Genomic DNA, 19565 nt, shown 5'->3' with positions numbered 1-19565 from the left:
TCCGACCGTACCCGGTCCGGTCACGCGGTTGCTGTCAGCGCTTCCGTTACTTCGGAGTCGGGGACCTCGTGGAAGTCCTCGTAGTAGGCGCTCACCGCCATGAACTCCGGCGGGTGCTGCGCGCAGATGACCTGGTCGGCCTCGGCGGCCAGCATCTCGTACGCCTCCTGCGAGCCGACCGGGACGGCGACCACGACCCGGCGGGCGCCGAGGTGGCGGGCGACCTGGACGGCGGCGCGGGCGGTGGCCCCGGTGGCCAGGCCGTCGTCGACGATGACGGCGGTGCGCCCGGAGAGGTCGAGCGGCGGCCGGCCAGCGCGGTAGAGCTGCTCCCGCCGCTCCAGTTCGGCCTGCTCGCGTTGGCGCACCTCGGCGATGTCGTCGGCGCCGAGCCGGCTGGCCACGACGTCGTTGAGCACCTGCACGCCGCCGGGGCCGAGCGCGCCGAAGGCGACCTCGGGCGCCCACGGCATGCCGAGCTTCCGGACGACCAGCACGTCCAGCGGCGCGCCGAGGCGCTCGGCGACCACCCGGGCCACCGGCACGCCGCCGCGCACCAGCCCGAGCACGATGACGTCCGGTTCGCCGATCAGGGCGGTGAGCCGGTCGGCGAGCATCCGGCCCGCCTCTTCGCGGTCGCGATAGGTGGTGGTCATGCCTCAGGTCTACGCCGTGTCGCCGCCCTTCGCCCGCCAGTTCGGCGAACCGGGGTGCCGCAGCGCGGCGGCCCAGACCAGGAGGGCGAGCGGGTAGAGCAGGTAGCCGAAGCGGGTCGACGGCATCAGCAGGATCGCGGCCAGCAGCCCGTACCCGCAGGTCAGCGTCGCGGCGACGGCGGTGTGGGGCGGGCGGCGGGCGAGCCGGACGGCGATCGCCAGCCCGGCCGCGAGCAGCAGGGCGGCGGCGACCGCGCGGCCGGCGGGCAGCGCGGTGGCGATCAGGTGGCCGGGGAACGGCGACTGTGCCGGGCTGGTCACCAGGCCGTGGCCGAGCGGGAAGCGGAGCACGTTCTCGACCAGCGCGTCGCGGTCGACGAGCAGGGCGGGGAGCAGCGCGGCGACGGGCAGGCCGACCGCTCCCGCCGCGACCCGCAGGCCGGCCCGCCGGGTCATCCCCCAGATGATCAGCACGAGGGCGACCGGCCAGGCGAAGAGCTTCAGCGCCCCGGCCAGGCCGACGGCGATGCCGGCCCGGCCGGGTCGTCCGGCGGCGGCGAGGGCCAGCGCGAGCAGGCAGAGCGCGAGGACGGGCAGGTCGTCGCCGCCGGTGGCGAGGGTGAGCGCGCAGACCGGCAGCACGGTGGCGGCCTGTACGCCCCGGAGCACGGCGGCGCCGGCCGCGTGGTGGCCGGCGGGGCGGTCGACGCGCGCCAGGGCGCGGATCGCGAGGGCCAGCGCCAGCGCGGTGCCGACCGCGAACCAGACGCGCGCGTCGGTCCACCAGGCGTCGACGGCCGCCCTGGGCAGCCCGAACAGGGCCATTCCCGGCTGGTAGGGGGTGTAGCCGAGCAGCTGCTCGCCGGGCGGCAGGGCGGCGATCGCGTCGTGCCCGAGGTACGGCGTGCCGGTGTCGACCAGCCGCCTGCCGGACTCCTCGACGACCAGCACCTCCTCCTGCGCCCGGTCGCCGCGCCCGCCGGCCCGTTCGACGCTCTGCCAGGCCAGCGGCAGCAGGGCGGTGGTGAACCAGGCGAAACCGGTGACCGCCCAGCGGGCCGGCAGGCCGGCCAGCGGCGACCGCGGGTCGCGCCGGCGCAGTACGAGCTGGGCGGTCGCCGCGAGGGCGGCGAGGAGATACCCGGCGGCGGCGACGCCGCCCCAGGCCCGGTGCGGGACCAGTGTGGACGTGGCGGCGGTGGTCGCGGCGAACGCCGCCGACACGGCGTACAGGCCGAGGTCGAGGGCGAGGCCACCGGCGGCGGAGTCGAGGGCCCGCCAGCCGCGGCGGGTGGTCGGGGCGGCGGTCACGCGCGCCAGTCTGGCAGACCGGGCCCACGCCACCGCCACGCGTCGATGCTGGGCTGGCGGCCGTTCCCGGTCAGGCCGGCAGGTGGCGGTCGGCGCGGCCGCGCCCGCCCTGTCGGCGGCCGGGGGCGAGACGGATGACCGCGCCGGCGTCGTGCAGCGGCGGCGCGAGAGCGCCCGGACTGCCCCCGGAGCCCCGCCGGAACGCGGCGAGGAGCGTGTTGGCGGGCATCGGCCGGGCGAAGAGGTGGCCCTGCCCGGCGGTGCAGCCCAGCTCCCAGAGCGCCCGGCGTTGCGGCTCGCTCTCCACCCCCTCTGCCACCACGTCGAGGCCGAGGCTGCGGCCCAGGTCGAGGGTGGAGCGGATGACGGCGGCGGCCTCGGCGGAGCCCTCCATGGCGGTCACGAAGCTGCGGTCGACCTTCAGCTCGTGCACCGGGATCCGGGAGAGCAGGGAGAGGGAGGAGTAACCGGTGCCGAAGTCGTCCAGCGCCAGCCGCACCCCCTCGTCCCGCAGCCGGCTGAGCACCCGGTCCACCACGTCGAGCTGGCTGAGCGTGAGCGTCTCGGTCAACTCCAGCACCAGCCGGTCGGGGGGCAGGTCGTGGGCCCGCAGCCGGGCCAGCACCGAGCCGGGGAAGCGGGCGTCGAGCAGGCTGCGCGGCGACACGTTGACCGCGACCGGCACGTCGAAGCCGGCCTCCCGCCAGGCGCTCGCCGCGAGCAGCGCCTCGTCGAGGATCGCCTCGGCGAAGGCCGGCAGCAGCCCGGACCGTTCCACCGCCTCCAGGAAGCGCAGCGGGTCGATCACCCCGTGGACGGGGTGGCGCCAGCGGGCCAGCGCCTCCGCGCCGGTGACCTGGCCGGAGCCCAGGTCGACGATGGGCTGGAAGTTGACGGTGAACTCGTGGTCGGCGACGGCGCGGGGCAGCTCCCCGCCGAGGGTCAGCCGGCCGAGGTCGGCGGTGTCCCGGGTCGGGGCGTACGTCGAGGTGCGCTGCCCGGCCCGCTTCGCCTGGTACATCGCCACGTCCGCGCGGCGCAGCAGCTCCGGCATGCCGCCGGTGGCGGGCGCGGCGGCGATCCCGCCGCTCGCTTCGACGCTGATCCGCATGCCGTCCAGGTCGAACGGCTCGTGCAGCGTGGCGAGCAGGGTCTCCGCGCGGTGCGCGGCCACCGCCGGGGCCGGCAGACCCCGCAGGAGTACGGCGAACTCGTCGCCGCCCAGCCGGGCCACCAGGTCGCCCTCCTGGGCGGCGGTGCGCAGCCGCTCGGCGACCTGCACGAGGACCTGGTCCCCGGCGGCGTGCCCGAGGGTGTCGTTGACTTCCTTGAAGTGGTTGAGGTCGATCAGCACCAGCGCGGTCACCCCGTCGGCGTGCCGGGTGTTGAGGTGCTCGGTGCCCTGGTCGAGCAGGTGGCGGCGGTTGGCCAGCCCGGTCAGCGCGTCGTGCGTGGCGGCGTACGCGTGCTCGTCGGCGACCCGGGCCAGCTCGGCGTACGCCTGGGCGTTGCGGACCGCGGTGCAGAGCGCCGAGGCGAAGGTGCGCAGCGTGTACTGCTCCCGCTCGGAGAGCTGCACGGGGCCGCGGAAACGCAGTCGCAGCACGCCCACGTCGGCCGTCCGGTCGTGCCCCTCCAGCGCGGCCGGGACCACGGTGCCGTCGGTGGCGGTCGGCTCGCCGGCCGGCCCGTCGTACGTGATGGAGCCCGCTCCGCCGCGCACGGTGCGGCCGCCGTCGCGCAGCTCGACCTCCACCTCGTCGGCGGAGAACAGCTCGGCGGCCTGGGTGACCGCCGTGGTGAGGACCTTGTCCAGGTCGACCACGTTGAGCGCGTCGGTGGTGCGGGCGAGCCGCTGCCACGCCTGCTGCTCCGTGCGGGCCTTGACCCGGTTGGAGTAGAGCAGGTGAAGGCTGAGCACCAGGGGCGGCACGGCAAGCAGGAGTCGGGGGTCGGCGCGCAGGATGAGCAGCGTGGTGACGATGAGGACGAAGCGTGCCGCCGCGCTCGTCAGGCGCATCCCGAGGTCCTCCCGGAAGAGGTGCCCGAGCCTGGTGCCGGTGGCGAGCGCGATGACCGGGAGGGTCAGTAGCTCGTCGAGGACCACGGCGACTGCGTAGGCGAGCCCGATCAGCCCGACGACGTGTGGGAACTCGGTGGGCGATGGCGGCCATCCGAGCGCGTGGAGTGTCGCCCCCGCGCCCGCCGCCAGCAACATGCTCTTGGCTACTCCGAAGGCGGCTTTCAGCGGCGGGAGCTTGATGAGCAGCAGGGCGATCGCCACCCCGAGCCCGGTGGTCAGGACGACCAGCGACGTCGGTGCGACCGCCAGACTCAGGATGATCGCCGTCTCGCTCCAGGAGATCGCGTGAACCGTCGCGCGGATCCGGATGCGCCACTTGATCGTCACGCCGAGTGCGGCCATGAAGATCAAGCTGAGGCTGAGCGCCAGATCCTCGCCCGACAGGTCGAGTTCCGTCAGCGCGTGCAGGGAAACGACCACCGCGACCGTGGCCACAACGCAGACGAGGCCGACGTGCAGCGTCAGCCGCCGCTCGGCCTCTGTCTTGCCCGTGTTCGGTCGTGTCACCGCATCCCCGACTTGCCACCCGCCCCCGATGAGCAGATGTCGAGGCTACCTACGGTCACTCGCCGAACACAATCCTTCTTACTGCCACTCGTGTGCCGACATGGCTTTGTCCCTCCTGCTTAACTGCCCGACCTCATCTGCGGCTGTTGTCTGCGACGGGAACAGCCTAAGGGTGGTTAAGGCAATTTTGGAGGGATATATGTAACTATGGGCAATGGATGAGAATCGCGCTACTTTTCGTGACTTTCCGTTCCCGCGTCGGAACGGAGTGCTGTACTTCTATCCGCTTGTGGTTAACGCAAGATAATGGCCCAGTGTCCGCCTCTGCGCATCGGACGTGAAGGCGCCCTTGAACGCCGATCATGATTGTGGCGCGACGGGCGCGGTGCGCCCCGTGGCGGCGCGATTGTCCATGCGCCGGCCCGGAAGCAGCCCGTTCGGGCCGTATCCGGTTGCGGACCGTCGTGGCGCCACTGCCGGCTGTCGACCAGAGCCGCTGCACCGACCTGTCGGAACCACCGAACCCGCACCCGGCAGGGTGGGCACCGCACCATTCATCTGAGGGCTGATCAGGCGTGACCCTCAGCAACCGCGAGCCTTTCGTTCATATGTTCGTGAAACCCTGCCCGTCCATTCGGGACGTCCGACCCGGCGCTCCGCACAACGAACCGAAGGTCGAGGTTCCGATCGGCCATGAAGTGATCGCCTTACAGTGAGAGTCGCCTCACCGATTCGTTATTGCCGAGGCTGGTCGTCGGCCCGAAGGCGGATGAGTTCCTGCTCGGGCCGGAAGCCGGTCGGCCAGGGACGGCAGGTCCCCACGCAGCGGTGCGGGGTCGGGGCGGGACACCGACGCCAGGGCCGTGGCCGACGATCGCGCCGTACGACGGATAGGCTCGCGGCCGTGACCGATCCCGCGCAGCTCACCCACGTCGATCCGGCGGGCGCGGCCCGCATGGTCGACGTCTCCGCCAAGACCGTCACCGGCCGCCTGGCCGTCGCCGCCGGCCGGCTCCGCACCACTGCGGAGGTGGTCGAGTTGCTGCGCCGCGACGGGCTGCCCAAGGGCGACGCGCTGGCGGTCGGCCGGCTCGCCGGCATCATGGGCGCGAAGCGGACCCCGGACCTGATCCCGCTCTGCCACCCCATCGCCCTGCACGGCGTCACGGTCGACCTGACGCTGACCCGCGACACCGTCGAGATCACCGCCACGGCCCGGACGGCGGACCGCACCGGGGTGGAGATGGAGGCCCTGACCGCGGTGGCCGTCGCCGGGCTGGCGCTGGTCGACATGGTCAAGGCGGTCGACCCGGCGGCCAGCGTCGACGCGGTCCGGGTGCTGCGCAAGGAGGGCGGCAAGACCGGCCTGTGGGTCCGCCCGGAGGACCGGCCGTGATCCGGGCACGGGTGGTTGTGGCGTCCAACCGGGCCGCCGCGGGGGTGTACGCCGACACCAGCGGGCCGCTGCTCGTGGCCGGGCTGCGCGAGCTGGGTTGCGAGGTGGACGACCCGGTGGTGGTGCCCGACGGCGAGCCGGTGGGCGAGGCGCTGCGCGCCGCCCTGGCCGACGGGGTCGACGTCGTGCTGACCAGCGGCGGCACCGGGATCAACCCGACCGACCGCACCCCCGACGTGACCCGGGCGCTGCTCGACTACGAGGTCCCCGGCATCGCCGAGGCGATCCGGGCGCACAGCCGCGACAAGGTGCCCGCCGCCGCGCTCTCCCGCGGGCTCGCCGGCGTGGCCGGCCGGATGCTGGTGGTCAACCTGCCCGGCTCCACCGGCGGGGCCCGGGACGGTCTGGCCGTGCTCGGGCCGATCCTCGCCCACGCCGTCGACCAGCTCCGCGGCGGCGACCACTGACACCCCGCCACGTCGACCCCGGCCGCCCGCTTGACGGGGCACCGGGAGTGGTGCAGGTGACGGGGCGACCGACACCCCGCACCGGCTAGGCTCGGCCGGTGAGCACGGAAACCGCACCGGCCGCCGATCCAGTCGCCGCGCCCCCGCCGGCCGACTGGGAGGAGGCCCGATCCCGGGTGTACGCGGTCGGCCTGGCCGCCGCGCTCGCCACCGTGAGCCGGCCGCTCGCCGAGATCGACGGGCACACCCTCGCCGAGCCGTTGACCACGCGTACGGACCTGCCCGCCTTCCCGACCTCCAGCGTCGACGGCTGGGCGGTGCGCGGGGCGGGCCCGTGGCGCCCGGTCGGGCGGGCGCTGGCCGGCAGCACCCCGGCGCCGCTGACCGACGACGGGACGACCGTCGAGATCGCCACCGGCGCGATGGTGCCCGCGGGCGCCACCGCCGTGCTGCGGGTCGAGGAGTCCCGCCGTACGCCGGAGGGCCTGGTCGACGGCACGCCGCGGCCCGCGCCGGAGTGGCGCGAGCCCGGCGAGGAGGCGTACGCCGGGGAGGAACTGGTCCCCGCCGGCACGCCGGTGGACCCGGCGCTGGTCGGCCTGGCCGCCTCCTGCGGGCACGACAGCCTGCTGGTGCGGCGGCAGCCGCGCGCCGCGCTGCTGGTCTTCGGCGACGAGTTGCTGACCGCCGGTCCGCCCGCCGCCGGCCGGGTCCGGGACGCGCTCGGGCCGGCGGTGCCGGCGTGGCTGCGCCGGTACGGCTGCGTGGTGCGTCCGTCGGACGTGGTGGGACCGGTGGCGGACACCCTGCCCGCGCACGTGGCGGCCCTGCGCGCCGCGCTGGCCACCGCTGACCTGGTCTGCACCACCGGTGGCACGATGCACGGCCCGGTCGACCACCTGCACCCCGCGCTGGAGGCGCTCGGCGCCGACTACGTGGTCAACACGGTCGCGGTGCGGCCCGGCTTCCCGATGCTGCTGGCCCGGCTGACCGACGCCGACGGGCGGGTCCGGTTCGTCGCCGGGCTGCCCGGGAACCCGCAGTCCGCCATCATCGCCCTGGTCTCGCTGGTCGCCCCGCTCCTGGCCGGCCTGTCGGGCCGCCCGATGCCGGTGTTGCCGCACGCCGCGCTCGCCGAGCCGGTGCCCGGCCGGGGGCGGTACACCCACCTGGCACTGGTCCGGCTGGACCGGGCCGCCGGCACCGCCCACCCGGTCCGGCACGTCGGCTCGGCGATGCTGCGCGGGCTGGCCGGCGCGGACGGCTTCGCCGTCATCCGCCCCGGCACCTCGGGCGAGCCCGGTGACCGGGTGCCGGTCGTGCCACTGCCGCTGCTGCCCGGGGAGCGTGCGTGGTGACCGCGCCGACCACCGACGCGTCAGGCCGGCTCGCGGACCACCGGCCCACGACGTTCGGCGAGGTCACCGACCGGCCGCTCGACCTGGCCGCGCACGAGGCGGCGGTCGCGGACCGCCGGGCCGGCGCGGTGGTGTCGTTCCAGGGCGTGGTCCGCGACCACGACCACGGCCGCGCGGTGACCAGCCTGGAGTACGAGGGCCACCCGAGCGCCGAGCGGGTGCTGCGCGAGGTGGCGGCCGAGATCGCCAGCGAACCGGACGTGTACGCCGTCGCGGTGTCGCACCGGATCGGCCCGCTCGCCATCGGCGACGTGGCCCTGGTCGCGGCGGTCAGCACCGCCCACCGGGCCGCCGCGTTCGCCGCCTGTGCCCGGCTGGTCGACGAGGTCAAGGCGCGGCTGCCGATCTGGAAGCGGCAGGTGTTCGCCGACGGCACCGAGGAGTGGGTGAACTGCCCCTGACGGGCGGCCCACCCCTCAGCGGCGGACGCCGAGTGCGGCCTGGCGGCCCATCCGGTCGCCGTAGAAGGCCGGCTCGGCGCCGGGGCGCCACGGCAGCGCGGCGACGAGCACGATCAGGGCCAGCGCCAGCGAGTTCTCCATCAGGGCGCCGAAGAGGCCGTCCTGGTAGTGCGACACCTCGGGGAGCTGGTGTTCGTACGGCCAGATCGGGGAGACCAGGAAGAGCAGGTAGAGCCCGATCGCCGCGACGCCGTGCCGGAGCCCGGTCAGCCCCGGGTACCAGATCGGCGGGCGCAGCCCGTTGACCCCCGGCAGCCCGCCGTACGCGCCCTGGCCGGCCCGCTGGGCCAGCCCGCGGCTGGCGTCCCGGCGGCGTACGGCGGCGTCGGCCAGCACGATGATCGCGGGGATCACCCAGACCAGGTGGTGCGTCCAGGAGATCGGGCTGATCACGTTGGCGGTGAGGCCGACCAGCGTGAACGCGGTCAGCTCGTCGCCGTCGGCGCGCGCGTTGGCGGCGCGGGACAGGCCGAGCGCCAGCATCAGCACCGCGAACGCCAGCCAGAGCAGGCCGGGCGTCTCGATCGAGTCGTAGAGCCGGGCCAGCAGCCCGGCCAGCGACTGGTTGGGCGTCATGTCGGCGGCGCCGACCCGCTCGGTCTGCCAGAGCACGCCGCCGAAGTAGGCCCGGGACTCGGTGCCGACGACGGCGAAGGAGCCGAGGGTCACGGCGATCACCGTGCCGACCGCGGTGGCCGCCGCCCGCCACTGTCGGGTGATCATCAGGTAGGCGATGAACAGGGCCGGGGTCAGCTTGACCGCGGTGGCCAGACCGATGCCGACGCCGGCCCACGCGCCGCTGTAGACGAAGCGCAGCAGCGGGCCGTCGGTCTCGGCGACGTGGGTGCCCCGGCGGGACCGCCAGCGCAGGCCGATCAGGTCGGCCATGATCAGTGCGAAGAGGAGCAGGTTCACCTGGCCGTAGCCGAGGGTTTCCCGGGCCGGCTCGATGGCGACCGCCAGCGGCGTCGCGATCGCCACGGTGAACGGGAGCGGCCAGCCGAGCCGGTCGACGATGGGGCGGAGCAGACCGGCGAGCACGACCGCCAGGGCGGCGATGCTGGCGAGCGCGTTGACCATCCCGGCCAACTCGACCGGCAGGTGCGCCATCGGCAGCATGACCAGGCCGCCGAACGGCGGGTAGGTGAAACCCAGGGTGGTGCCGGGTGCGATGAACTCGTAGAGCTCGTGACCGCTCGCCCACCACACCACCGCGCCGTGGTAGATCTTCATGTCGAAGAAGTTGTACGGCCGCCCGAAAGCGCCGATGGCGAGCCATGCGGCATAGGCGACGGCGGCCACGAAGCCGGTCCGTACGACTGTCCTACGATCGATCCCACGCGTTACGCGACGGACTGGGGCGAGGCGGTCCACCCTCCTACCGACGGTCGCCGGCATGGCGTGGCCACCCCCGTACCAAGGTCGTCCTACCCGTCCAGGTCCGGTACGGAGCCTAGAACGGCGCCTCACGTTAATGCCTCCCGCGTTATGCGACCGTGTCCGATCCCACACATGTTTTTGACATTTCCACCGCGTTAACGCCTACCGGGTGGTTCAGGTGATTCGTGGCGTTGGCGGGTGGTGGACCGGCGGAGGGGAGGTATCGACGCAGGTCAGCCGGGGATTCGTCGGGCCGTCGCTGCCGATCGTACGGCGATCCGGGCCTCTCTGCGGGCGGTACGGACGGCTCGCTGCACCGAACGTCGGGAGTGGCCGATCCGGTGGCCGGTCCGCCACCGCAGGCCGGGCTTGCCGCCGGTGTCGGCGGCGGCGAGCAGCAGCCCGCCGAAGAGGCCGATGTTCTTCAGGAAGTGGATCTGGTTGTTGTTCCGCGCTCCCGGGTCGTCGTTGTTCCAGAAGGGATGCCCGGCGATGGTCACCGGGACCAGCGTGCCGGCGAGGACCAGCGCGGCCGGCCGGGCGAACCTGCCGGTGGCGAGCATCAGCCCGGCACCGACCTGCACCACCGCGTTGACCCGGATCAGCGTCTCCGTGTCGGTGGGGATGCGCGGGCCGGCCTTCTCCAGTAGCGGGGTCACCCGGTCGGTCAGGGGCTTCGCGGCCGGGACCAGCCGCCCCGGGTTCTGGAAGTTGTGCAACCCGCTGACCACGAAGATGCCGCTCAACATGGCGCGGGCGAGGGAGCGTACGGGTTTCATGGGTCAGTCATACCCCGTCACCGGCCCGGTTACCCCCGCAACCGCCGATCCGGATCGGCCCACGTGGACCTCCCCGGGCTGGTCGCCACGCCGACCCGGCGAGGTCGCGCCACGCCGATTCGAGCGACCGTCGCTGATGGACCGCCGACGAGGGGTAACGTCCCCCGCGTGACGACGCTGCGGCTGCGACCCGAGGACCCGGCCGACACCGGCGCGGTCCGTCGCGTGCTGGCCGCCGCCTTCGCCCGGCCCGACGTGGCCACGCCGCCCGAGGTGGGGCTGGTCGACGAGCTGCGCGGCAGCGACGCCTGGCTGCCGGAGCTGGCGATGGTCGCCGAGTACGGCGGCGAGGTCGTGGGGTACGCCCTGCTCACCCGGGTCCGGGTGAGGTCCGACGACGCCACCGCCCCGGCACTGGCCCTCGGCCCGGTGGCGGTCGCGCCGCACCGGCGGCGGATCGGGCTCGGCACGGCGGTGGTCCAGGCCGGCCTCGACGCGGCCACCGAGCTGGGCGAGCGGCTGGTGGTGGTGCTCGGCGACCCGTCCTACTACCACCGCTTCGGCTTCGGCCGGGCCGACCGGATGGGGCTGACCAGCCCCTGGTCCGGCCTCGGCGACCCCTGGCAGGCGCTGGTGCTCCCGCCGACCACCGGCGGCGAAGGGCCGTCGCCGCGCGGCGAGGTCCTCTTCCCCCCGCCCTGGTCGAAGGTCTGACCCGCGCCCACCCCGCCCGTCAGGCCGGCTGGGTGCGCAGGTAACGGCCGAAGTGGGGGACGGTGAAGGCCACCGTGCCGCGCTCGCCGGAGTAGATGAGGCCCTTCTTGATCAGCGCGTCCCGGGCCGGGGAGAGGCTGGCCGGCTTGCGCCCGAGGGTGCGGGCGATCTCCGCCGTCGGCACGGCGGCGTCCATGTCGTCCCGCCCGCCGCCGTCGACCTCGCCCTCCACCAGGGACAGGGTGGCCATCGCCCGCATGTACTCGCGCTCGGCCGGAGTGGCCCGCTCGAACCGGGAGCCGAAGAAGCCGACCGCCAGTTCGGCCTCGGCCTCGGGCGCGGCGACCCGCACGTCGGCGGCGGTGATCGGCGAGCGCGGCGCGTGGTCCCAGGTCGCCTTCCCGTACGCCTGGACGAAGTACGGGTAGCCGCCGGACTTCTCGTAGAGCAGGTCGAGCGCCTTCTGCTCGTACTCGACCTCCTCGCGTTCGGCGGGCGCGCAGAGCGCCTGGTCGGCGGCGATCCGGTCGAGCCGGTCGATGCGCTGGTAGCGGAAGAGCCGCTCGGAGTACGACTTGGCGGCGCTGAGCACGGCCGGCAGGTGCGGCAGCCCGGCACCGACCACGATCAGCGGCGCGCCCAGTTGGGACAGCTCGTGGCAGGCGGCGCAGAGCGCGGAGACGTCCTCCGCGCCGAGGTCCTGCATCTCGTCGATGAAGACGGCGATGCCGGTGCCGACGTCGGCGGCCACCGCGGCGGCGTCGGTGAGCAGCTCGACGAGGTCGATCTCGATGTCGCCGGAGTCGGCCCGGCCGCTGGCGGCGGGCACGTCGATGCCGGGCTGCCACCGGTCGCGCAGCTTCGGGGCGGCGCCGCCGCGACCGGTCGGCGCGGACCGTTGGGCGAACGCCTTCAGCACGCCGAGGAAGGCGTCGATCCGGTCCGGCGCGCGGTGCCGGGGCGCGAGTTCACGGACGGCCATGTGCAGCGCGGCGGCGACGGGGCGGCGCAGTGACTGGTCCGGCCGCGCCTCGATCTTGCCGCTGCCCCAGAGGTGGTTGATCGCCTGGGACCGGAGGGTGTTGAGCAGCACCGTCTTGCCGACCCCGCGCAGGCCGGTGAGCATCAGGCTGCGTTCCGGCCGCCCGCGGGCGATGCGCTCCAGCACGACGTCGAAGACGTCCAGCTCGCGCCCCCGCCCGGCCAGCTCGGGCGGACGCTGGCCGGCGCCCGGTGCGTACGGGTTGCGGACCGGATCCACGCATCGCACAGTATCGGGCCGTCTAGCTGCGGGGCTAGACATCCGTAGATGGGGCTACCGGCGTGTCGGGTCGCGGCGGCGGCCGGATCCGGCGTCGAGACAAAACTAGGGCTGTCTAGCGTCGATGCTAGACAGCCCTAGTTTTGGTAATCAGCGCTTCTTCAGGCAGAGCACGTAGTCGAGGAAGTCCACCGAGTTGTCGTGCACGTAGTTCGCCGTCGACTTCGGCGCCCGGGTCTTGCACTTGTCACCGTCGCTCGTGCCCGGGATCCGCAGCAGCACCTCGTACGTGTTGGGGCCGCAGGGCACCTTCCGCAGCTCGGCGTCGGTGGACGTGCCGTCGTTGACCACGCAGTCGCCCTTGGCGAAATCGTCGTCGTCGTCCTCGGTCGGGCTCGGCTCCGCCGAACTCGGCGCCGCGCTGGGCTCGTCGGTCGGCTCGCCCGTCGGACTTGCGGGGGCACTCGTCGCCGGTGCCGAGATCGACGGGTCGTCGTCATCGCCGGCCTGCCAGACCGCCCAGCCGGCGATCCCGAGGCACGGGCAGAGCAGGAGCACCACCACCAGGCCGATGATCAGGGCGATCTTCCCGCCGCCCTTCTTCGCCGGCGGAGCGGGCGGCGGCGTCCCGTACCCGCCGGGGGTCGGCGGCGGGGCGCCCCACTGGGCGCCGGGCGCCGGCGCGGGCGTCGGGCCGGCCGGCGGGAACGGCCCGGCCGGCGGATAGCCACCCTGCTCCGCCGACGGCTGACCCCCCGGCGGGGGCGGATACCCGGCCCCGGAGGTGGGCGGCGGCGGGTAGCCCGACCCGGAGGACGGGGGCTGCGGGGGGTAGGCCGGTCCGGGGGCCGGAGGCTGGCTCCACATCGGCGTGGTCGGCGGCTCGGCGGCCGGGCCGGGCTGGCCCCACTGCGGGGCGGCGGGCGTTTCGCCACCCGGCTGCGGCTGGCCCCACTGCGGGGCGGTGGGCGGTTCGCCGCCGGGCTGCGGCTGGCCCCACTGCGGGGCGGACGGCGGCTCCGCGGCGGCCGACGGCGGCTGCCCCCACTGGGGCAGCGTCGGGTCGATGGGCGGCAGGCCCCCGGGATTGTCGGCCGGGCGCTGGTAGGGGTCGTCCGGCTGGCCGGGTGATCCGTAGGTTGTCATCTCTTCCCCAGGGGTGCGGTGGTTCAGCGCTGCTTCAGGCACAGCACGAAGTCGAGGGTGTCCAGCTCGCTGTCGAAGAAATACCAGTTGGTGTAGCCGTCGACCTTGGCGCACTTGGCCGCGGCGTCCTTCTCGCCGCTGGTCGCGCCGTCGATCCGGCGTAGCACCTCGTACGTCTGCGGGCCGCAGTCACTGATCAGCAGCTTGGGCTTGCCGCCGGTCGGACCGTCGTTGCGTACGCACTGCCCCGCCTCGACGAAGCGGGGGTCGGCGGAGGACTCGGGTGCCGCGGCACTGGCCGCCGGGGCGCTCGCCGGTGCCTCCGGCGCCCCGGACCCGGCGGCGGGCGCCGGCCCGCTCGGCGTGGCCACCGGCGCCTCGTCGTCCTGGCCGAGCAGGTAGAACACCGCCGCGCCGCCGACGAGGACCAGCATGGCCACCGCCGCCAGCACCGCGGCCACCGGCCCCCGGGCACGCCGGCGTTCCGGCGGCGACGTGGTGCCCGGCGCGTACGGGGAGGGGGGCGCGGAGCCGGGCCAGGAGGCGTACGGCGGCGCGGCGGGACCGTGGTCGTAGGCGGGAGGCGGTGCCCCCTGCTGGTACGGCCCCGGTCCGTGACCCGGGTCGCCCCGCCGGTACGGCTGACCGCCGTACCCGGGCTCCGGCGGTGGGTACGTGGCGTGCGGATCGTCCCACCCGCCGCGCCCGGGCGAGGCGGCCGGCGGGCCGTACGCCTCGTCCGGCTGCCGCCCACGCCACGGTGCCGGGTCCCCCCGACCCGGTGGTGGTCCGTAGTTCGCCATGCACGTCTCCCGCGTGAGTGGTGAGAGGCCGGCCACCAACGAGGGACGCCGACGCCCAGGCCACCGTAGCGTGTCCACCGATGAGACCACGCCCACCGATTCCGCCACCGCCCACCGGGACCGACCCGGGCACCGGGGCGCGTCGGGCGGTTGCCGCCACGCCCGCCCTGGTCTGGACCGCCCTGCTGCTGGTCTACGTCGTCTGGGGCTCCACCTACCTCGGCATCAGGATCGTCGTGGAGTCGATGCCGCCGCTCGGCTCGGCGGCCGCCCGGTTCGCCGCCGCCGGTCTGGTGCTGGCGATCGTGCTGCGGCTGCGCCGGGGCCCGGGCGCGCTGCGGGTCGACCGGCGGCAGCTCGGCTCGGCCGCGCTGGTCGGGGTGCTGCTGTTGGCCGGCGGCAACGGGCTGGTGGCGCTCGCCGAGTCCGGCCCGCCGGGCGTCGCGGTGCCCTCCGGGATCGCCGCGCTGCTCGTGGCCACCGTCCCGCTGCTGGTGGTGCTGCTGCGTACGGTCACGGGCGACCGGCCCCGGTTCTGGACGTTGGCCGGGGTGACGCTGGGCTTCGTCGGCCTGGTGCTGCTCGTGCTGCCGACCGGCGGGGCGGACGCCGTACCGCTCGCCGGGGCGCTGACCATCGTCGCAGGCGCCGCCAGCTGGTCGATCGGCTCGTTTCTCTCCGGACGGATCCGGATGCCCGCCGACCCGTTCGTCGCCACCGTCTACGAGATGTTCGCCGGGGCGGCGGCACTCGCCGTCCTCGCCGTGGGGCGCGGCGAGCTGCACGGCTTCGACCCGGGCCAGGTCACCGGCCGGTCGTGGCTCGCGCTCGCGTACCTGATGGTGGCCGGCTCGCTGGTCGCCTTCACCGCGTACGTCTGGCTGCTGCACCACGCCCCGATCTCGCTGGTCGCGACGTACGCCTACGTCAACCCGGCGGTCGCGGTGGCGCTCGGCGCGCTGTTCGTCGCGGAGCCGGTCACCGCGCAGGTGCTGCTCGGCGGCGCGGTCATCGTCGCCGGGGTCGCCCTCGTCGTGAGCACCGAGAGACCCCGACGTCCTGTCCAGGGGGCCGCGCCGGAGCCGTCCCGCCGGTAGCGTCCGGCCCGTGTCGGGCGGGCTGGTGGCGTGCGCGGCGCTGCTCGGCGGCGTCGCCGGCCTCGCCGCGCTCCGGGTCGCCCGCCACTGGACGGGCCGACCGGCGTCGACCCGGCCGGGGCCCGCCGTCGGGGCGGTGGCGTCCGCCGTGACGGGCCGACCGGCGTCGACCCGGCCGGGGCCCGCCGTCGGGGCGGTGGCGTCCGCCGCGACGGGCCAGCCGGGTCGGCCGGCCGACCGCGGTGGGCCGGCGGCCCCCGCCCGGGCCGCTGGCGTCGGCCCGTCCACCGGGTTCGGCGCGGTCGCCGGGGCGGTGGTGGGCGCGGTCGTGTTCGCCGGGCTCGCGGCGGCCCTCGGCGGCGACCCCGTCCTGCCGGCCTTCCTCGGGCTGGCGGCGGTGGGGCTGGTGCTGGCCGTGGTCGACCTGGCCTGCCTGCGGCTGCCCGACCCGCTGGTGGGCGCGGCCGCGCTGGTCGTCGCCGTCGGCCTGACCGGCGCGGCGCTGCTGGCGGGGGCCCCGGAGCGGCTGCTCGGCGCGGTGGCGGGGGCCGGGCTCTGCTTCGCCGGGCACGCGCTGCTGGCCCTGTTGCCCGGCTCGCGGCTGGGCTTCGGCGACGTGAAGCTCGCCGCCGTGCTGGGCCTGCCGCTCGGCTGGCTGGGCTGGTCGCCGCTGGCGCTCGGGCTGCTCCTGCCGCACCTGCTCAACGGCGTGGTGGTGCTCGCCCTGCTGGCCGCCGGCAGGGTGCGCCGGGACACCCCTCTCCCACTCGGCCCGGCCCTCCTCACCGGCGCCTGGCTCGCCACCCTCACCCCCTGACCCGCGCGTTCCCTCAGATGAGGCGGAGTTGGTGGTCTCGGGGGCGGCGAGGTTGGGCTTCGCCGAAGCGTTCGAAGAGGCCCGGGTCGATGGCGTCGAGGAACGGCGACGGGGAGCACTCGCGCTCGTTGCCCTGCCGGCTGCGGCGGGCGGCGTGGGTGACGTACAGGCGGTCCTGGGCCCGGGTCAGCCCCACGAAGAAGAGCCGCCGCTCCTCGGCGATCGCGTCGTCGTCGGGCGTGCTGCCGGGCCAGCGCAGCGGGAGCAGCCCGTCCTCGGCGCCGACCAGGAAGACGACCGGGAACTCCAGCCCCTTCGCGGCGTGCAGGGTGAGCAGGGTGACCGCCTCGGCGCGCGGGTCGAGGGCGTCCACCTCCGCGCCGGTGGCGAGCTGGGACAGGAACAGCGGCAGGTCGTCGCCGCAGCGGCGGGCCAGCGGGGTGAGCAGGTCGACCGCCGCCCGGACGTCCTCCGGGCGTACCGCGCCGGCGCCGTCCAGCGTCGGCACGGCGAAGCGCTCCGCCAGCACCTGACCGGCCAGCCGGACGCGGGCGGCCAGCGAGCCGTCGAGCCCGTCGGCGTGCCGCAGCTCGCGGGCGATGGCCGCCACCCCCGGCCGGTCCCGCAGCCGGTCGTGCGAGCGCTTCTGCACCGGGATGTTGGCCCGCGCCAGCGCGTCCACGATCGGTGCGGCCTGCGCGTCCGTGCGGTAGAGCACGGCGATGTCGGAGAAGGAGAGCGAGGTCGACCGGCCGTCGATCCGCCCCGAGTCGAGCGACCGGTGGGAGAGCCCGCCGACCAGCTCGTCGACGGTGCGTACGACGAAGTCGGCCTCGTCGGCGACGGAGGCCGCGGGGTAGCGGCCGACCAGCGGGGCCTCCGGGTCGAGCCGGGCCGGGTCGAGCCGGCGGCCCCGGACCAGCGACGACGGCGCGATCGCCTGCACCGCGGCGGCCAGGATGGGGGCGGAGGAGCGGTAGTTGCGGTTCAGCCGCACCAGCCGGGCGTCGGTGAAGTCCTGCGAGAAGCGCAGGAAGTAGCCGACGTCGGCGCCCCGGAAGGAGTAGATGGCCTGGTCCGGGTCGCCGATCGCGCAGAGGTTGCCGTCGGCGGGGCTGAGCAGGCGCAGCAGCTCGTACTGCACCTCGTCGACGTCCTGGTACTCGTCGACGAAGATCCACCGCCAGCGCTCCCGGTAGCGCTGCACCAGCTTCCGGTCGGCCCGCAGCAGCGCGACCGGCAGGGTGAGCAGCTCGTCCAGGTCGACCAGGTCCTGCTTGCGCAGCAGCGCCGCGTAGCCGGCGTCGTCGGCACCGGCCTCGGCACGGGCCTCCGCCCGCTGGGCGTCGTCGGCGATCCGGAAGTCCGCCGGCAGGCCGACGGCGTCGGCGTTCTCCCGCAGGATGGTCAGCCCCAGCGAGTGGAAGGTGCCGACCGTGACGTCCTCGGCGACCGGCCCGAGCAGGCCGTCGAGGCGGTGCCGCAGCTCCTCGGCGGCGCGCCGGGTGAACGTGATCGCCAGGCACTGCTCCGGGAAGACGTTCAGCTCGGCGCAGAGGTAGGCGATCCGGTGGGTCAGCGTCCGGGTCTTGCCGGTGCCGGGCCCGGCGACGATGAGCAGCGGCCCGCCGGGCGCGGAGGCGGCCACCCGCTGCATCGCGTCCAGCCGGTCCAGCAGCCCGGTGCCGACCTCCTCCATGCCCGCGAGCATCGGCTCGAACGGCTCGTGCGGCGAGGGCGCCGGCGCGATCGGGGGCGGCGGCGTGGCCGGCGCGGCCTTGCGCTTCGGCTCGGCCTTGGCCGCCGCCGGGCGCTTGGCCCGCGGCTTCGGCGCCGGCTCCGCGGGGGTGCGCTGCGCCGGCACGGGTACGTCGAAGAGGGTCTCCTGCGCCGTCGCCGCGCCGCCACCCAGCTCGGCCGGGTCGAACAGGGTGATGGCGCCGTACTCGCCGTCGTAGCCGGGGACCCGGCGGACGTCGCCCCGGCGCAGCCGGCCGATGCCCTCGGCGAGCAGTTCCCCGCCGACCCGGGCGATCTCGGCGAGCGGGGTGGTGGTGAGGATCTCCAGCTCCGGGCCGAGCGCGGCGAGCAGGTCGTTGAGCTTCCCCTCGACCTTCTTCGAGCGGGCGCCCACCTTGTTGATCTCGCCGAGGACCTCGGCCAGCGGCACGAGGTGGGTGACGTCCCTGGCGTGCGGGGGCCGGTGCCCCGCCGGACGGTCGGCCAGCTCCTCCACCCGGCTCAGCACGCCGACGGTCAGCGGCTTGTCGCACTCCGGGCAGCGCCCGCCGGCGGCCCGGGTCCGCTCCGGGGACCAGTTGACCCCGCAGAGCCGGTGCCCGTCCGCGTGGTACTTGCCCTCCTCGGGGAAGAACTCGATGGTCCCGGCCAGCCCGTCGCCGGTGCGCAGCGCGTCCCGGACGGCGAAGTAGTCCCGGGCGGTGGCGAAGACGGTGGCCTCCCGGGCCAGGGCGGGCGGCGAGTGCGCGTCCGAGTTCGACACGAGCTGGTAGCGGTCCAGGCTGCCGACCCGCCAGTTCATCTCGGGGTCGGAGGAGAGGCCGGTCTCCACCGCGAAGACGTGGTCGGCGAGGTCGGCGTAGCAGTCGGCGATCGCGTCGAAGCCGGACTTCGAGCCCAGCGCGGAGAACCACGGCGTCCAGATGTGCGCGGGCACCAGGTAGCCGTCGGCGCTGGCCTCCAGGGTGATCTCCAGCAGGTCCCGCGAGTCCAGGCCGAGGATCGGCCGGCCGTCCGAGCCGAGGTTGCCGATCCGCCCGAGCGCCGTGTTGAACCGCGCCACCGCGTCCAGGTCGGGCAGGTAGATCAGGTGGTGCACCTTGCGGGTGCGGTCGTCCCGCTTGTAGATCGTGGAGATCTCCACGCTGAGCATGAAGCGGACCGGGTCCGTCTCCGCCTCGCTGGCCAGCCGGGGCGGCAGCCGGCGGGCGACGTCCCGCTCCGCCTCCGGGCTGAGCCGGTACAGGCCGGGCTCGGCGGGGTGCAGCGTCTCGCGCAGGTGGTCGTACCAGGCGGGGTGGGTGAAGTCGCCGGTGCCGAGCACGCCGATGCCCTTGCGCCGCGCCCACCAGGCGAGGTTGGGCAGGGTGAGGTCGCGGCTGCACGCGCGCGAGTACTTCGAGTGGATGTGCAGATCCGCGACGAACGGCGGGAGGCCACCGGAGGGTGCGGCGCTGAACGGAGGCACGCCGCATCCTGTCACGCCCGCTCGATTACCCGCCGGTCGCCACGCAGACCCGTGACCTGAG

The 19565-nt window shown here is 75.0% G+C and carries 15 protein-coding genes and 1 pseudogene; 7 read left to right on the top strand and 9 right to left on the bottom strand.

Annotation, left to right across the window (positions count from 1 at the left end):
• Nucleotides 1-20 precede the first annotated feature (20 nt).
• The 3 genes from ACGF5G_RS06375 to ACGF5G_RS06365 form a co-directional block, all read right to left on the bottom strand.
• On the bottom strand, nucleotides 21-656 hold the full coding sequence (locus ACGF5G_RS06375) for a phosphoribosyltransferase (protein ID WP_393259490.1): 636 nt from the start codon (nucleotides 654-656) through the stop codon (nucleotides 21-23).
• A 9-nt stretch (nucleotides 657-665) separates the two neighbouring features.
• Nucleotides 666-1967 carry a glycosyltransferase family 87 protein gene (locus ACGF5G_RS06370; protein WP_393259489.1) on the bottom strand — a complete coding sequence of 434 codons (1302 nt, stop codon included), beginning with the start codon at nucleotides 1965-1967 and terminating at the stop codon, nucleotides 666-668.
• Nucleotides 1968-2037: 70 nt separating this feature from the next.
• On the bottom strand, nucleotides 2038-4557 hold the full coding sequence (locus ACGF5G_RS06365) for a putative bifunctional diguanylate cyclase/phosphodiesterase (RefSeq protein WP_393259488.1): 2520 nt from the start codon (nucleotides 4555-4557) through the stop codon (nucleotides 2038-2040).
• 904 nt (nucleotides 4558-5461) lie between these two features.
• Between ACGF5G_RS06365 and moaC the strand changes: the two genes are divergently transcribed.
• From moaC to ACGF5G_RS06345, 4 genes are all read left to right on the top strand, one after another.
• Entirely contained in the window at nucleotides 5462-5953 is a 492-nt protein-coding gene (moaC, locus tag ACGF5G_RS06360) for a cyclic pyranopterin monophosphate synthase MoaC (protein ID WP_393259486.1), read from the top strand.
• The gene (locus ACGF5G_RS06355; protein WP_393259485.1) at nucleotides 5950-6420 is read left to right on the top strand and encodes a molybdenum cofactor biosynthesis protein B; all 471 of its coding nucleotides are present in this window, start codon (nucleotides 5950-5952) and stop codon (nucleotides 6418-6420) included. Before moaC ends, ACGF5G_RS06355 begins: the two co-directional genes overlap by 4 nt.
• A 98-nt stretch (nucleotides 6421-6518) precedes the next feature.
• Nucleotides 6519-7778, top strand: coding sequence for a molybdopterin molybdotransferase MoeA (locus ACGF5G_RS06350; protein ID WP_393259484.1), 1260 nt, complete (start codon nucleotides 6519-6521; stop codon nucleotides 7776-7778).
• Nucleotides 7775-8239, top strand: coding sequence for a molybdenum cofactor biosynthesis protein MoaE (locus ACGF5G_RS06345; protein ID WP_393259482.1), 465 nt, complete (start codon nucleotides 7775-7777; stop codon nucleotides 8237-8239). Before ACGF5G_RS06350 ends, ACGF5G_RS06345 begins: the two co-directional genes overlap by 4 nt.
• A gap of 15 nt (nucleotides 8240-8254) precedes the next feature.
• On the opposite strand, the gene ACGF5G_RS06340 is transcribed toward ACGF5G_RS06345, so the two are convergent.
• Nucleotides 8255-9697 (bottom strand): glycosyltransferase 87 family protein, encoded by a 1443-nt coding sequence (locus tag ACGF5G_RS06340; protein ID WP_393259481.1) that lies wholly within the window; start codon nucleotides 9695-9697, stop codon nucleotides 8255-8257.
• A gap of 215 nt (nucleotides 9698-9912) precedes the next feature.
• Nucleotides 9913-10458, bottom strand: coding sequence for a DoxX family protein (locus ACGF5G_RS06335; RefSeq protein WP_393259480.1), 546 nt, complete (start codon nucleotides 10456-10458; stop codon nucleotides 9913-9915).
• Between the two features lie 168 nt (nucleotides 10459-10626).
• Between ACGF5G_RS06335 and ACGF5G_RS06330 the strand changes: the two genes are divergently transcribed.
• Nucleotides 10627-11172, top strand: a complete 546-nt coding sequence (locus ACGF5G_RS06330; RefSeq protein WP_393259478.1) for a GNAT family N-acetyltransferase — start codon at nucleotides 10627-10629, stop codon at nucleotides 11170-11172.
• A gap of 19 nt (nucleotides 11173-11191) precedes the next feature.
• Here ACGF5G_RS06330 and ACGF5G_RS06325 read toward each other — a convergent pair whose 3' ends face one another.
• The 3 genes and pseudogenes from ACGF5G_RS06325 to ACGF5G_RS06315 all read right to left on the bottom strand — a co-directional run.
• Nucleotides 11192-12433 carry an ATP-binding protein gene (locus tag ACGF5G_RS06325; RefSeq protein WP_350702516.1) on the bottom strand — a complete coding sequence of 414 codons (1242 nt, stop codon included), beginning with the start codon at nucleotides 12431-12433 and terminating at the stop codon, nucleotides 11192-11194.
• Nucleotides 12434-12583: 150 nt separating this feature from the next.
• Nucleotides 12584-13012, bottom strand: coding sequence for a hypothetical protein (locus tag ACGF5G_RS06320; protein ID WP_393260635.1), 429 nt, complete (start codon nucleotides 13010-13012; stop codon nucleotides 12584-12586).
• 590 nt (nucleotides 13013-13602) lie between these two features.
• Nucleotides 13603-14115, bottom strand: a pseudogene (locus tag ACGF5G_RS06315) (hypothetical protein); the annotation flags it as partial.
• Nucleotides 14116-14462: 347 nt separating this feature from the next.
• On the opposite strand from ACGF5G_RS06315, the gene ACGF5G_RS06310 reads away from it, so the two are divergent.
• Nucleotides 14463-15479: an EamA family transporter gene (locus ACGF5G_RS06310; protein ID WP_393259476.1), complete on the top strand. Its 1017-nt coding sequence runs from the start codon at nucleotides 14463-14465 to the stop codon at nucleotides 15477-15479.
• 10 nt (nucleotides 15480-15489) lie between these two features.
• Nucleotides 15490-16296, top strand: coding sequence for a prepilin peptidase (locus tag ACGF5G_RS06305; protein WP_393259475.1), 807 nt, complete (start codon nucleotides 15490-15492; stop codon nucleotides 16294-16296).
• Between the two features lie 13 nt (nucleotides 16297-16309).
• Here the strand turns inward: ACGF5G_RS06305 and ACGF5G_RS06300 are convergent, their stop codons facing one another.
• Nucleotides 16310-19504 carry a UvrD-helicase domain-containing protein gene (locus ACGF5G_RS06300; RefSeq protein WP_393259473.1) on the bottom strand — a complete coding sequence of 1065 codons (3195 nt, stop codon included), beginning with the start codon at nucleotides 19502-19504 and terminating at the stop codon, nucleotides 16310-16312.
• Nucleotides 19505-19565 lie beyond the last annotated feature (61 nt).

It is taken from the genome of Micromonospora sp. NPDC047730, assembly GCF_043204765.1.
Taxonomy (GTDB): Bacteria; Actinomycetota; Actinomycetes; order Mycobacteriales; family Micromonosporaceae; genus Micromonospora.
This window is presented reverse-complemented; position numbering and strand designations above follow the sequence as displayed.

What these genes read in the sequence shown, in the direction of transcription:
- ACGF5G_RS06335 (WP_393259480.1), bottom strand. Translation starts at nt 10,458, where the DNA reads ATGAAACCCGTACGCTCCCTCGCCCGCGCCATGTTGAGCGGCATCTTC.
- ACGF5G_RS06340 (WP_393259481.1), bottom strand. Translation starts at nt 9,697, where the DNA reads ATGCCGGCGACCGTCGGTAGGAGGGTGGACCGCCTCGCCCCAGTCCGT.
- ACGF5G_RS06375 (WP_393259490.1), bottom strand. Translation starts at nt 656, where the DNA reads ATGACCACCACCTATCGCGACCGCGAAGAGGCGGGCCGGATGCTCGCC.
- ACGF5G_RS06310 (WP_393259476.1), top strand. Translation starts at nt 14,463, where the DNA reads ATGAGACCACGCCCACCGATTCCGCCACCGCCCACCGGGACCGACCCG.